Genomic DNA, 14,075 nt, shown 5'->3' with positions numbered 1-14,075 from the left:
TTCTCTAACTTCTTCTACAGTTTTTCCAGTCATAGTAGCTATCTCTTCATCTTTAAATCTACTATTTTTTTCTAATACTTCTAAAATTTCATCCATTTTATATACCTCCCTAAAAATAAAAAAAGTCCCCCATCCCAAAAAAGGGACGAAGGACATTGCTTCCGCGGTACCACCCTAATAAGTAATATTTACTCACTCATTATGAATATATTTATATTCAATTCTCTATAACGGGAGAAAGCCGTCAATATCTAATTAAGAAATATATTCTTATTTTTCAATATGAGATTCAAAGGCTGCTTTATTTAACATACCATACTAAACTCTCACCTAACTTTAGCTCTCTTTAATGTTTAGTTAAACTACTCTTCCTTATCACTATCTTTTAAATATTACTTTTTTATATTATAATAATAAATTTATAATTTTTCAATAGATTTTATACGGAAAACCTAGATAAATTTAATATAAATTTTTAAATTACTATTATACAACTTCTCCTATTAATGAGAATGGTTGAGCTCTAAGTATTTTAACATTTACTAAGTCTCCAATATTAACATTTTCACCAGAGAAATTAACTAGTTTTCCATTTCTTGTTCTTCCAGTGAATTTGCTTTCATCATTTTTGCTTGGACCTTCAACTAAAACTTCTACTATCTTATCCTCAAAAGCTTTATTTTTACTAATAACACTTTCATTAACAGCCTTTACTAATCTATCAAATCTATGATGTTTATCTTCATCTTTAACTTGGTTTAACATCATATCAGCTGGTGTATTATTTCTTCTAGAATAAATAAATGTGAAGGCTGAATCATATTGAACTTTATTTACTAAATCTAATGTATCTAAGAAATCTTCTTCAGTTTCTCCAGGGAATCCTACAATAATATCAGTTGTTATAGCTACATCTGGAATTTCCTTTTTAATTAAGTCAACTAATTCTAAATAAGATTCCTTAGTATAATTTCTATTCATCTTCTTAAGAATTTTACTTGATCCACTTTGAACAGGTAAATGTATTTGCTCACATAATTTATCACATTCTTTTATAGCTAATATAACATCTTTAGTTAGATCCTTTGGATGTGGTGACATAAATCTAACTCTTTCTAAGCCATCTATTTCATTTATCTTTCTTAAAAGCTTAGCGAAATCTATATCTTCTTCTAAGCCTTTACCATAAGAGTTAACATTTTGTCCTAAAAGTGTAATTTCTTTATAACCTTTTGATACTAAATCTTTAATTTCATTTATAATATCTTCTGATTTTCTACTTCTTTCTCTACCCCTTACATAAGGAACTATACAATATGTACAGAAATTGTTACATCCATACATTATAGTTACAAAGGCTTTAACAGAACTTTCCCTATCTATTGGTACTCCTTCTATAATCTCTTCTTCTTTATTAAATATTTCTCTAACTTGAACACCTTCAGTTTTTACTCTATTTAAGTATTCTGGAAACTTATAAGCATTATGTGTACCGAATATTATGTTAACATGAGAAAATTTCTTTAAAATCTTATCTGCCATTCCTTCTTGTTGCATCATGCAACCACAAATAGCAATTATTAAATCAGGATTTTCTTTTTTCAAGTGTTTTAATTCACCTAAGTTCCCAAACACCTTATTTTCTGCATTTTCTCTAACACAACAAGTATTATATATAATAATTCCAGCTTCCTTTAAATTATCTGTTTTACTATAACCAATACTTTTAAGCATTCCAGATAATTTTTCAGAATCTTCCTCGTTCATTTGACATCCCCATGTCTCAATATAATACTTTAAATCCTTTATTTCTTCCTTCATAAGTATTCTCCTTTATAGAATTATATTTTCTCCAGTAACATTATAATAAAAATACTTGCTTTTTTAAATAGGTATAATAAAATTTGATAATAGTTTACATTTTTAAACTTTTCTTTCCCAAACAAGAATTTTATTAACTTCCTTAAAGCCTACCCTTTTATATAAATTTATAGCTTTTAAATTAGTTGAATCTACTCTTATGAATAATTCATCTATGCCATAATTTTTAGCAGCATAAATTATTTTGTTTAGAAATATCTTACTTAAGCCCTTACCCCTATACTTAGAAACTATACCGAAATTAACGATTGTGTACATATTTCTATTAAATATAATTTGACCATATCCAATATAGTCATTATTAATCATTCCAAAAAAGCAGAGATCTTGTATATAATAATCTTGAGTCATATCAGCATAAATATCATCTACATTTAGTGGTTTTCTATCTAATTGAGCAAAAATATCATTTTGTATATTACAACGTAGAATTTCATCCTTACTTGCATTTAAGTTTCTAATAGAAACATCAGCATAATTATTATTATTCATATTATATTTAAAATTATTTTGTTTTTCATTTTCTAATTGTATATGCAATACGTTATAGTCATAATTAGTAATATTCATTTTTAATAATAAGGTGTAATTTTCTTTGCTAAATCCTAATTTGTCTAATAATATATTTGTTCTTAGGGAATCTATTTCTTCATAGGAAAGAATATTCTTATCAAAATATGATAAAGTTGAATAATTAATTAAATCTTTAAAATCAGCATCTATATATAATGCCCATACTTTTATATATTGTCCATATCCACCTTCATACCATATATATCCTATATAATTATCATCTACTTTTATAAGCTTAATAAACTTTCTATAAATATATTTAATTAAAAAATTCTGTTCTTCATAGCATCTAAAGAAATCTTTATTATAACTATCTTCTTTAAAGTTTTTAGTATAAAGATCTTTAAACACATCCATATTATTAAAAGACAATTTTTCCAACATTACCATATTACCCCTTTTAATCACTATATAATAAGTATATTTCTAATTAGATACTTTGGTCAATATAATAATAAAAATAAAAAAGGTCACATATAAAGTTATATGTGACCTAAAAATATTATTCTGCGTCTCTAATACTAAGTGCAATTTTCTTATTTTCTGCATCAACAGATAGAATTATAGCTTTTACTTCATCGCCTATAGTTAATACATCAGCTGGATTGTTTATTCTTTCATTACTTATCTTAGAAATATGGACTAATCCATCTACTCCTGGTTCTAATTCTACAAAAGCACCAAAGTCACTAATTCTAACAACTTTTCCTAATACAGCAGAACCTTCTGGGTATTTTTCTTCAATATTGCTCCATGGTTCTGGAGTTAAAGCTTTAATACTTAAAGAAATTCTATTATTTTCTCTATCAGCTTCAATAATCTTTACATCAACTATTTGACCTTTTTTAAGTACGCTTTCAGCTGACTTAACATGATTCCATGATATTTGTGATAAATGAATTAATCCATCTACTCCATTTATATCAGCAAATGCTCCAAAGTTAGTGAATCTCTTAATTTCTGCTTTTACTACTTCGCCAACTTTAATATTTTCCCAAGCTGCATCCTCTACAACTTTTTTAGCTTCTTCAAGAATTACTCTTCTTGATGCAACTATTTTTAATGGATTTCCTAGCGCAAAATCAATTAATCTAACTTCTAATTCAGTACCTACTAAATTGCTTCTATCATTAGAAAATCTAATATCTACTTGTGATGAAGGAACAAAAATTCTTACTCCATCATAGTAACCTATTAATCCTTTTTCTATAGCATCTTTGATTTTAATCTTAAAGTTTTCTTTGTTGTTAAACTTATTTTCTAAATCCCTTAAAGTTTCTTTTTTCTCATATTCAAGTCTTGAAAGAACTACATTACCATCTTCATTTTTTAATTTTATAACTTTAGCAGTTATTTCATCTCCTACCTTTATTTTTTCAAGGTATGATTCTAAATTTTCTTCAGATGTTAATTCTTTAAAAGGTATTACTCCGTCAGATTTATATCCAACTAAAGAAATTGTAATTTCATCTCTTCCTATAGATAAAACTTCACCTTTTATTTCATCACCAATTCTAAATCTTCTATCCATTTCGTCCATTAGCTTTAATTGATCTTCCATTTAGTTTTTTCCCTCCATAATATCAATTACTTCTTTAATTATCCAGTCAGGAGTAGATGCACCTGCAGTAATCCCAACTTTTTTACCTCTATTTTCTTTAATAAATTCATTTGTAAGTTCTTTAGAATTTTCAATATGAATTGTATTAGGGCAATTTGCCTTTGATATTTGATAAAGCTTAGTAGTATTAGAGCTATTTCTACCTCCAATTACAATCATAGTCTCTACATCTTTAGATAATTCATTAGCACTCTTTTGTCTTACTTCTGTAGCAGAACAAATAGTGTTAAATGCTAATAATTCTTTAGTGTTAGACGATAAATTACTTACTGTATTTTTCCATGTTTCTTCTTTTTCTGTAGTTTGAGATACAACACATATCTTCTTTGGTAATTTTTCGTTAAAAGTACCATCTTTAGTAATAATAGCACTATTATTACACCATCCATTAATCCCAATGATTTCTGGATGTTTGTCATCACCAAGTATTACTATATTATATCCAAGATCTGAGTACTTATTAACTTTCTTGTGTATATTAGTAACATAAGGACATGTTGCATTTACAACTTCTAATCCTCTTGCTTCAAGGTTTTCAGTAACTTCCTTAGATACTCCATGAGACCTAATTACTATTACATCACCTTCATTTAATTGGTCAATATCATTATAGTCAATTGCATAAATATCATTTTCTTCTAAATACATAACAACATCATTATTATGTATTAAAGGTCCTAATGTATAAATCTTCTTATCGTATTGTTTCTTTACTTTTAGAGCCTCTTCAACAGCTCTTTGTACTCCAAAACAAAATCCAGCATTTTCTGCTAAAATAACTTTACTCATATCAATTCTCCTAAGATTATATTTTTATTTTTTTATACTTAGGGATATCTTTTCAACAACTTCCTCAATTGAAAGATTTGTTGTATCTATTTCAATAGCATCTTCAGCCTTTTTTAACGGGTCAATTTCTCTATGGCTATCAATATAATCCCTTTTTATTATATCTTCTAATATAGTAGAATAATCTACTGATAACCCTCTATTTTTTAATTCTTTATATCTTCTTTCAGCTCTAGCTTCTGGAGTTGCAGTTAGGAAAAACTTAAACTTTGAATCTTTTAATACCACAGTACCAATATCTCTTCCATCCATTATAACATCAAATTTCTTTGACATCTCTCTTTGAAGTTTTACTAATTTACTTCTTACTTCTTTTATTGATGCATATTTAGAAACAATACCACTAATTTCTGGCATAGTAATCTTTTCTTGAATATTTTCTCCATTTAAAATTAAATCATCATTTTCAAATTTCATATCAAAAGAATCTATTATTTCACATAATGCATCAACATCAGTATCCCCTATGTTTCTTTCTTTAGCTACTAAAGCTACAGCTCTGTACATTGCTCCTGTATTTATATACATTAAATCAAAATTCTTGGCAACTAATTTTGCAATTGTACTTTTACCAGCTCCAGCTGGTCCATCTATAGCAACTGATAATCTCAAAATAGTATTCCACCTTTCGTCTTTGAAAAACATTTTCATATCAATTANATATTATTATTATATATTTTTAACAAGTATATTATATATTGCTTCCAGCTAAATAACCAGTAGATAATGCAATTTGAACATTGTATCCTCCTGTGAAAGCATCCACATCTATAACTTCTCCAGCAAAGGATAAATTATTTATTAATTTAGATTTCATTGTAGATGGATCTATTTCTAAAGTATCTACTCCACCTGAAGTTACTATTGCTTCTTCTATTGGTCTTAAGCCTTTTATAGATAACTTTAGGCCTTTAATTAAGTTAACTAAATTTTTTCTTTCCTCTTTAGTTATTTCATTAACCTTCTTATTTTCTTCAATACTAGATAAGGAAATAACTATAGGTATTAATTTTTGCGGAAGTAGCTCATCTAAAGAATTTTTAAAATCTTTATTTATATACTTCTTAAAGTCCTTTTGTACTCTCTTATCCAATTCATCATAAGTAAGAGCAGGTTTTAAATCTATATTTAAATAATAGCTTTTATCCTGTTCAATATATCTTGAAGCCTTTAAAATAATTGGTCCTGATAAACCATAACTGGTAAATAGCATCTCACCTTGATTTTTATATATAGGTTTTTTTGAGGTACCATTATATAGAGATATTTCTATATTTTTAAGAGTTAAACCAGTTAAGTCTTTTATACATTTATCCTTTAATTCAATTGGAACTAATGATGGTTTTAAATCTATTATATTATGTCCAAGAGATTTTGAAAACTTTATTCCATCACCACGAGATCCAGTTAAAGGATAGGAAACTCCACCAGTTGCAATAATAAAATGATCTCCATTTATGTAGTATTCATTATTAATTTCTACAGCTTCTATTGTATTATTACTAAATTTAACATTAGTAACAAGACTATTCAACTTTAGATCTATATTATTTTTATTTATTTCTTTCATTAATCCTTTTATTATATCTGAAGATTTATCTGAAGCAGGAAAAATCCTACCCCCTCTTTCATTTTTTAGCTTTATTCCCTGAGATTCAAAAAAGCTTATGGTATCTTCATTTGTATAAGAATATAATGCACTATATAAAAAGTGAGGATTTCCTGGAATAAAGTCAAAAAACTCTGATATATCCTTACTATTTGTTACATTACATCTACCTTTTCCTGTAATGAATAGCTTTTTACCGACCTTTTCATTTCCATCAAGTAAAATAACCTTATTATTTTTTGAGGCTGTTATAGCCGCCATCATCCCTGCTGGGCCTGCTCCTATTACTATAACTTTTTTCATTACAATCCTCCAAGCGTTAATTTGTCTTAATAAATATATCATTTAAAATTATTAAATTCAACTTTTATAAATGAAAAAACGACCAAATAATGGTCGTCATTATAAAATATCATATTTAATCATCAGCAACATTTTTGTTATTATAAGAATAAACATTATATTCTTTCCAAATTTCTTCCAGATTATTAAAAGTAGTAGTAATACTTTGTTTTTCTCTCATACCTACAGCTATTATTAATGCATTAATAACAGATAATGGTGCAACTAAAGAATCAACAAAGGAAGCCATATTACTCTGTGCTATTAATGAATAGTCTGCTTTGGCAGCTAAAGGAGATAAAAGACTATCTGTTATAGCTACAACATTAGCACCTCTATCTTGAGCAAAAGCTAAAGCATCAATTGTTCTTGAAGCATATCTTGGGAAACCTATTCCTATAACTAAATCTCCCTCTTCTAAATTAATCATTTGTTCAAAAATATCTGATATTCCATTTCCAACAGTTCTTACATTTTGTAAAATTATATTAAGATAAAAACCTAAGAATTCTGCTAAAGCTGTAGAGCTTCTAAGCCCAATTATATATATTCTTTTTGCTTCGAATATTTTTTTTACAACTTCTTCAAAGGTATTATAATTAATTTTTTCTAAGGTAGCTCTTATATTTTCCATATCAGCTTTAAGAACTCCTTTAAGAGCGTATCCTTCACTTATATAGTCATTTGATAACTCTAATCTTTGTACTGTAGTAAGTTTATTTTTTATAAGTTCTTGTAAAGCCTTTTGAAGCTTAGGGTATCCTGAAAAACCAAGTTCATTTGCAAATCTAACTACTGTTGATTCTGAAACGCCTACAGATACACCAAGTTTAGCCGCAGTCATAAAAGCTGCTTTATCATAGCTTTTTAAAATATATTCAGCAATTAATTTTTGTCCTTTACTCAATCTTGGGAACCTTGATTGTATTAATCGCATCAAATCTTTTGAGTTGTCATTAAGATTAGTATCCATCCGTATCCCTTCTTTTCAATAAAACTAAAAGTTGTTAATTATATATTAGCATTTTTTGAATAACTCATCAATAATTATTTCATTTTGTTATATATTTACTATAAAAACTTCCTTTATATTTTTAAGTTGTCAATTTTATTTTTTCTCAACTATAACTAATAAAGGTGAGACATTCTGCCTATTTAAATAAGATTGAATCATTACTCCAAACTTATTTTTTGGTAGATCCTTAAGATAATCTAAAATGCAAGTTTCTTCTATTTTACCTTCATCATGACCTCTATAAATGCAAATTGTCATTATTCCACCACTGTTTAATAAATCTAACCCAGCTTTAATACTTTCTAATGAAGTTTCATGTAAAGTTGTTATTTCTTTATTTCCACCTGGAAGAAATCCTAAATTATACATAATACAATCAACTGGTTCATTTACATAGTTTTTTAATAAATGATGTGAATCGTTTATTATATTAACATTCTCTTTATTATTCTTTATATAATTTTCACAAGCCTCCTTTTGAATATCAAAGGAATAAACCTTATGAAATAAAGATGCTAAGAAATCAGTATCAAATCCGTTTCCTAAAGTTCCATCTATTGCAACATTTTTATTCTCAACAAAATCTTTAATTATATAATGTGATAAGTCACTAATATTACCTACATATTTAAACATACTGCACCTCTACAATGAATTTAAGTATTTCAATTCATTTTCTGTTAAATATCTCCATTCACCCTTTTTTAAATAACCTAATTTAAGGTCTCCAATAGATATTCTGTTTAAGGAAATTACAGGGTGATTAAGTGCTTCACACATTTTTCTTATTTGCCTATTCTTACCTTCATGGATTGTAATTTCTACTAAGGTATTAATAGAATTATTTTTGCACTTTTCCTTATCTATAACCTCTATTTTTGCTTTTGCAGTAACATATCCACCAATGTCTATACCATTTTCAAATCTATTAAGTTCCTCTTTACTAAATTCACCTTTGCATAATACTATGTACTTCTTCCCCATTTTAACTCTTGGATGAATTATTTTATTATATATATCACCATCATTAGTTAATAGGATTAATCCAGAACTATCATAGTCTAGTCTGCCTATTGGATAAATTCTTTCATCCACTTTAACTAAATCTAAAATAGTTTTTCTTCCTTTTTCATCTTTAACAGAAGTAATATATCCTTCAGGTTTATTAAGCATAATATAAAGCTTCTTTTCTTCTGGCTTAATTATTTTACCCTCATAAGAAACTATGTCTACTTCTGAATTTATTTTAACTCCTAGTTCATTAACTAGCTTATTATTAACTTTAACATTTCCACTAAGTATGATTTCTTCACACTTTCTCCTAGATGCTACCCCACATCTAGCCATATATTTTTGTAATCTTTCTTCCATATTAATCACTCCGATTTTTTAATAAACACTTAATATAGTACTCTAGTATGATGTTTTGTGCAATAAATTTGTTCATATAAAAAGAGCTGCATAGAACAGCTCTAAAAGAAAAGGATTGAATTATTAATACATAATTATTAGTTTATATCTAAAACTATTTTAAGTTAAGCAATAACTCATCTAAGCTATTTTTTAAATTAACAGCTTTTTCCACCGGAAGTTTAATGCTACATAATACTTTATTAGGAATATTTACAGCTTTTTCTTTAAGAGAATAACCCTTCTCAGTTAGTTCAGCTATAACAACTCTATCATCACTTTGATCTCTATACCTTTTTACAAGCTCCATAGCCTCTAGTTTTTTTAATAAAGGAGTTAAAGTTCCTGAATCTAGGTGTAGCCTGTTTCCAATATGCTTTACGCTTGCTTTATTTTCTTCCCATAATACAAGCATTACTATATATTGAGTATAGGTTAAGTTCAATTCATCCAATAAAGGCTTATATAATTTAATTATTTCTCTTGATAAAGCGTACAAAGAGAAACATAATTGGTTATCTAATTTTAGACCACTATATTCATTCATATTTTTCACCTACAATATAAGTATCAAATTTAATTTTACTAAATTAAATTGATTTTACATTTTAAAATTATTTATGTCAATATATATTTTACTTTATAGCATTTTATCTATGTCTTCTTTTATCTTTAAAGGGGATGTAGTTGGTGAATATCTTTTTACTACATTTCCATTCCTATCAATTAAGAATTTTGTGAAATTCCATTTAATATCTTTAGTAAGTATTCCCTTTTCTTGATCTTTTAAGTATTTATATATTGGGTGAGCATTACTTCCATTAACTTCTATCTTTTCAAACATATCAAATGTAACACCGTAATTAATTTGGCAGAAGTTTTTAACATCCTTATTATCACCAGGTTCTTGATTTAGAAATTGATTGCAAGGAAACCCTAAGACTTGTAATCCTGAATCCTTATACTCTTTATATAAATCTTCAAGCTCCTTTAATTGAGGAGTAAAACCACATTTACTTGCAGTATTAACAACTAAAACAACCTTACCTGAGTAATCACTCATTAATTTTTCCTTTCCATCTATATCTTTGGCAGAATAATCATAAAAACTCATTTAACTTTCCTCCATTTATATATTTATTAAAATTAAATTGTATGCAACTAATTTTAGTTTATATCTTTTAAATATTTTAGTCAACTACAGTAAGTAAATAATCATCTAATATATATTTAAATATTTTTATAAGGAATTTTATGGAGTATAATTAAATCATACTATATTTATAATTTTAATAAGGTGAGTTTTTATATGGATAATATTGAAATATTAAATTCTTTAAAGAACAGATATTCTTGTAAAGAATTTGATAAAAATAAGAAAATTAAAGATGAAGATTTAAAATTAATACTTGAAAGTGGTAGATTATCACCTAGTTCAATTGGAATAGAACCTTGGAAGTTTTTAGTTGTAACTAATGAGGAATTAAAAAATGAATTAGCTACTGTAGCCTTAGGTGGAAAGAAGCAAATTCCTACTTGTAGTCATTTATTAATTATATTAAATAGGACTGCAAATGATTTAAAGGCAGATTCTGAATATTTAAATAAGTTATTTTATGAAGATAAACACTTACCAAAAGAAATGGCAGAAAATCTATTAAGGGCTATAAAAAGTGTAAATGATAATAGATATAAGAATGATGCTAATGAAATGAAACATTATTCAAGAGAACAAGCATTTATAGCTTTTGGAACTATGATAACTACTTCTGCTTTACTTGGAATAGATTTATGTCCAATAGGTGGTTATGATTCTGAAGCAGTAACAAAAATTTTAAGTGATAGAAATCTTTTAGATGTTAATCACTTTAATATAGCTTGTATGCTAACATTAGGATATAGAAATGATACTCCTATCCCTAAAACAAGAAGGAGCTTTAATGATGTAGTTGAATTTGTTAAATAATATTAATTTTTTATTTACTTATATAAATGCTAGTAGATTTTTATACCTACTAGCATTTATTGATTATATATTAAATTCTATCATATTATTATTTAAAACAACTTTTTTACCATTTATAAATATACTCTTCTCTTCTTTTAAGTTATTTAATATGAATTTAACTTTAGAATATTTATTAATATAATTATTTTTACTAACTGTAAAGTATATATTTATAGTATCCTTATTTGAAACCTTTATATCATATTGGTTATATACTCCTTCTTTATATTCAAAACTTTCACCATCATCATTATAATGGGTATAACTAAAGTCTTTGCCCTCTTCTCCTAAGTATATATTTAGAGTTAGTTCATCATTATTTACTTCACCTATATAATTCTGATTAACCCCCATTGGAATAATTGAAGATTCTTTTATAAATATAGGACAAATATCTATAGGAGAATTTTTGATTATATATTGCCCTCCATTATAATTCTCACCTGTCCAATAGTCTATCCAATTATTTCCCTTTGGAAGATAAACAAGTTTTTGTCTCATTCCTTGCTCCAATACCGGTGAAACTAAGATACTATCTCCACAAAGGAATTGGTCATTTATTTCATAAGTATTATTATCATATTGATATTCAAATAGAAGAGGCCTAATAATTGGTGCACCTGTGCTTTCACTCTTCCACATTAAATTATACAAATATGGAATTAATTTATATCTAAGATTTATATATTTCTTATTAATTTCTTCTGTTTCTTTATTAAAGGCCCAAGGTTCCTGTTCTCTAGTACCCATTGCTGAATGATTTCTAAATAAAGGAGTAAAGGTACCAACTTGAACCCATCTAGATAATAGTTCTCCAGTACAATCATGTCCAAAGCCTCCTACATCTGTTCCGCAAAAGACCATTCCACTTAAACCTAAATTCATTAGCATAGGAATTGACATTCTTAAATGTTCCCAAGTACTTTGATTATCTCCAGTCCATATAGTTGAATATTTTTGAGTTCCAGAATAACAAGCTCTAGTAATTACAAAAGGTCTTTTATTTGTAGCTTCCTTTATTCCTTCATAAGTAGCTTTACACATCATATGTCCATATACATTATGAACTTCTTTATGTGTAACTTCTAACCCATCTTCATTAAAAGTCACATCATTAGGTAAAGGACCATTAAAGCTAGCAGGCTCATTCATATCATTCCATATACCTGATACACCAGTATCAATCATAATTTTTTGATTATCAGACCACCATTTTCTTGTTCTTGAATTCATAAAATCAGGATATACTGAATCCCCAGGCCAAACTCTATTTTTATATACTATTCCATCCTTATCTTTTGCAAAATAATCATTTTTAATTCCTTGAGAATATATACTATAATCTTTATCTATCTTTACGCCAGGATCTATAATAGTAACTACCTTAAACCCCAATTTATTAAGTTCATCTATAAATACATTAGGGTTTTCAAAGGTTTTATTATCCCAAGTAAATACTCTAAAATCATCCATGTAATCTATATCTAAATATAGTGTGTCACATGGAATACCTTTTTCTCTAAATGCTTTTGCTATTTCTAGAACTCTTTCTTTAGGGGTGTATGACCATCTACATTGTTGGTAACCTAATGTCCACATTTGAGGAAGAGGAGTTTTTCCTGTTAAGTTTGTATATTCATATACTACATCTTTAACCTCTGGGCCATATATAAAGTAATAATCAATATTTCCATCTACTGCTGAAAAATAATAGTACTTAGAATTTTCTTTTCCCATATCAAAATGAGTTTCAAAGTGATTATCAAAAAAGATACCAAAGGCATTATTATCCTTTAAAGAAATTAAAAATGGAATTGATTTATATAATTGCTCAAAAGTTTCACCATGAGGACTTGGATCGTCTGTATTCCAATTTTTATAATGATATCCCTTTTTGTTTAAAGAGCCTGTTCTTTCACCAAGCCCATAAAAATACATATTATCTTCCATAATCTTTGGAACAAAAATTTTATAATCTTGATGTCCATTAAGATTATGGCCTTCCTCTTCTGCTAAAAATAAATTGTTTCCATGCCTTACAAAGGGTTCTCTTTTACCATCATAATCTCTACATAATATATTTCTATCTTTATCATAAATATTGACTATAAAATTATCTTTTATCTCTAGTATTAATTTCTTTGTTTTTAAAATAATACTGCTTTCTTCTTCTTCAATAGAAAAGTCTACATTGGTATAATTAATTTCCTCTACTGCTTTTGAGTTTCTTTCTTTTCTGTAAACAGGAATAAAGAAATTAATTACTCCTTCATTAATAATACTGATAGTAGCTTTAATTTTGTCATAATCTATTGTAATTACATTTTTATTTACACTATACCCTTTTAATTTTCCAAACATTTTATCACCTCTATAATCAAATAAATAACTTACTGTTAATAAATATATTATAAAATAAAAATAATTGTATTTCTTGGATTATTACGGCAAATAATATAATAAAATTGCTGTTTTAATATATTAGTATTTTTTTAATATCTATTTACCTAATAATGCTAAAAGGTCTTAAGAAATATTAATACTTAAGGCCTTTTAGCATTATTTCAATAAATCTTTTATGATATCTTTTGTTACCTTTTTTATTTTTTCATTATTTATGTTGCATATCTTATTTTTATATCTACTATTTAAATAAGTAATGTAATTTAAATTGTCATTAATGGCTGAACAGATTAAAAATATTATTACAGGGGTTAATTTAGGGATTTTCCATATAAAACTCCTTTTAATCATTAATAATATATTA

The 14,075-nt window shown here is 26.6% G+C and carries 12 protein-coding genes, 2 pseudogenes and 1 other annotated feature; of the genes and pseudogenes, 1 reads left to right on the top strand and 13 read right to left on the bottom strand.

Annotated elements, in window-relative coordinates:
- The 11 genes and pseudogenes from HUJ77_RS09615 to HUJ77_RS09565 form a co-directional block, all read right to left on the bottom strand.
- Positions 1-96, bottom strand: a pseudogene (locus HUJ77_RS09615) (Lrp/AsnC family transcriptional regulator); the annotation flags it as partial.
- 42 nt (positions 97-138) lie between these two features.
- Positions 139-388, bottom strand: a binding site (T-box leader).
- 98 nt (positions 389-486) lie between these two features.
- Positions 487-1,821, bottom strand: coding sequence for a tRNA (N6-isopentenyl adenosine(37)-C2)-methylthiotransferase MiaB (gene miaB, locus HUJ77_RS09610; RefSeq protein WP_291708369.1), 1,335 nt, complete (start codon positions 1,819-1,821; stop codon positions 487-489).
- A gap of 102 nt (positions 1,822-1,923) precedes the next feature.
- The gene (locus HUJ77_RS09605; protein WP_291708368.1) at positions 1,924-2,844 is read right to left on the bottom strand and encodes a GNAT family N-acetyltransferase; all 921 of its coding nucleotides are present in this window, start codon (positions 2,842-2,844) and stop codon (positions 1,924-1,926) included.
- Between the two features lie 112 nt (positions 2,845-2,956).
- Positions 2,957-4,864: pseudogene (locus HUJ77_RS09600) on the bottom strand (bifunctional 4-hydroxy-3-methylbut-2-enyl diphosphate reductase/30S ribosomal protein S1).
- 24 nt (positions 4,865-4,888) lie between these two features.
- Positions 4,889-5,536, bottom strand: coding sequence for a (d)CMP kinase (gene cmk / locus HUJ77_RS09595; RefSeq protein ID WP_291708367.1), 648 nt, complete (start codon positions 5,534-5,536; stop codon positions 4,889-4,891).
- Positions 5,537-5,615: 79 nt separating this feature from the next.
- Positions 5,616-6,836 (bottom strand): NAD(P)/FAD-dependent oxidoreductase, encoded by a 1,221-nt coding sequence (locus HUJ77_RS09590; RefSeq protein WP_291708366.1) that lies wholly within the window; start codon positions 6,834-6,836, stop codon positions 5,616-5,618.
- A 115-nt stretch (positions 6,837-6,951) separates the two neighbouring features.
- Positions 6,952-7,848, bottom strand: a complete 897-nt coding sequence (locus HUJ77_RS09585) for a MurR/RpiR family transcriptional regulator (protein WP_291708365.1) — start codon at positions 7,846-7,848, stop codon at positions 6,952-6,954.
- Between the two features lie 135 nt (positions 7,849-7,983).
- Positions 7,984-8,526, bottom strand: a complete 543-nt coding sequence (locus tag HUJ77_RS09580) for a class I SAM-dependent methyltransferase (protein WP_291708364.1) — start codon at positions 8,524-8,526, stop codon at positions 7,984-7,986.
- Between the two features lie 9 nt (positions 8,527-8,535).
- Positions 8,536-9,261, bottom strand: a complete 726-nt coding sequence (locus HUJ77_RS09575; RefSeq protein ID WP_291708363.1) for a pseudouridine synthase — start codon at positions 9,259-9,261, stop codon at positions 8,536-8,538.
- Positions 9,262-9,415: 154 nt separating this feature from the next.
- Positions 9,416-9,847: a MarR family transcriptional regulator gene (locus tag HUJ77_RS09570; protein ID WP_291708362.1), complete on the bottom strand. Its 432-nt coding sequence runs from the start codon at positions 9,845-9,847 to the stop codon at positions 9,416-9,418.
- Positions 9,848-9,940: 93 nt separating this feature from the next.
- Positions 9,941-10,414: a glutathione peroxidase gene (locus HUJ77_RS09565; RefSeq protein WP_291708361.1), complete on the bottom strand. Its 474-nt coding sequence runs from the start codon at positions 10,412-10,414 to the stop codon at positions 9,941-9,943.
- A gap of 195 nt (positions 10,415-10,609) precedes the next feature.
- Between HUJ77_RS09565 and HUJ77_RS09560 the strand changes: the two genes are divergently transcribed.
- The gene (locus HUJ77_RS09560) at positions 10,610-11,266 is read left to right on the top strand and encodes an NAD(P)H-dependent oxidoreductase (RefSeq protein WP_291708360.1); all 657 of its coding nucleotides are present in this window, start codon (positions 10,610-10,612) and stop codon (positions 11,264-11,266) included.
- Between the two features lie 63 nt (positions 11,267-11,329).
- Here the strand turns inward: HUJ77_RS09560 and HUJ77_RS09555 are convergent, their stop codons facing one another.
- Positions 11,330-13,669 (bottom strand): TIM-barrel domain-containing protein, encoded by a 2,340-nt coding sequence (locus HUJ77_RS09555; RefSeq protein WP_291708359.1) that lies wholly within the window; start codon positions 13,667-13,669, stop codon positions 11,330-11,332.
- A gap of 198 nt (positions 13,670-13,867) precedes the next feature.
- Positions 13,868-14,075 (bottom strand): hypothetical protein (locus tag HUJ77_RS09550; protein ID WP_291708358.1); only part of this gene is annotated, 208 nt, incomplete at its 5' end.

Origin of the sequence: Clostridium sp., assembly GCF_021443865.1 — a bacterium.
Classification (GTDB): Bacteria; Bacillota; Clostridia; order Clostridiales; family Clostridiaceae; genus Clostridium.
Note: the sequence above shows the minus strand (reverse complement) of the source record. Positions and strands in the feature narration are given on the sequence as shown.

What these genes read in the sequence shown, in the direction of transcription:
- HUJ77_RS09590 (WP_291708366.1), bottom strand. Translation starts at nt 6,836, where the DNA reads ATGAAAAAAGTTATAGTAATAGGAGCAGGCCCAGCAGGGATGATGGCG.
- HUJ77_RS09605 (WP_291708368.1), bottom strand. Translation starts at nt 2,844, where the DNA reads ATGGTAATGTTGGAAAAATTGTCTTTTAATAATATGGATGTGTTTAAA.
- HUJ77_RS09555 (WP_291708359.1), bottom strand. Translation starts at nt 13,669, where the DNA reads ATGTTTGGAAAATTAAAAGGGTATAGTGTAAATAAAAATGTAATTACA.
- miaB (WP_291708369.1), bottom strand. Translation starts at nt 1,821, where the DNA reads ATGAAGGAAGAAATAAAGGATTTAAAGTATTATATTGAGACATGGGGA.
- HUJ77_RS09560 (WP_291708360.1), top strand. Translation starts at nt 10,610, where the DNA reads ATGGATAATATTGAAATATTAAATTCTTTAAAGAACAGATATTCTTGT.
- HUJ77_RS09580 (WP_291708364.1), bottom strand. Translation starts at nt 8,526, where the DNA reads ATGTTTAAATATGTAGGTAATATTAGTGACTTATCACATTATATAATT.
- HUJ77_RS09575 (WP_291708363.1), bottom strand. Translation starts at nt 9,261, where the DNA reads ATGGAAGAAAGATTACAAAAATATATGGCTAGATGTGGGGTAGCATCT.
- HUJ77_RS09565 (WP_291708361.1), bottom strand. Translation starts at nt 10,414, where the DNA reads ATGAGTTTTTATGATTATTCTGCCAAAGATATAGATGGAAAGGAAAAA.
- HUJ77_RS09570 (WP_291708362.1), bottom strand. Translation starts at nt 9,847, where the DNA reads ATGAATGAATATAGTGGTCTAAAATTAGATAACCAATTATGTTTCTCT.
- HUJ77_RS09585 (WP_291708365.1), bottom strand. Translation starts at nt 7,848, where the DNA reads ATGGATACTAATCTTAATGACAACTCAAAAGATTTGATGCGATTAATA.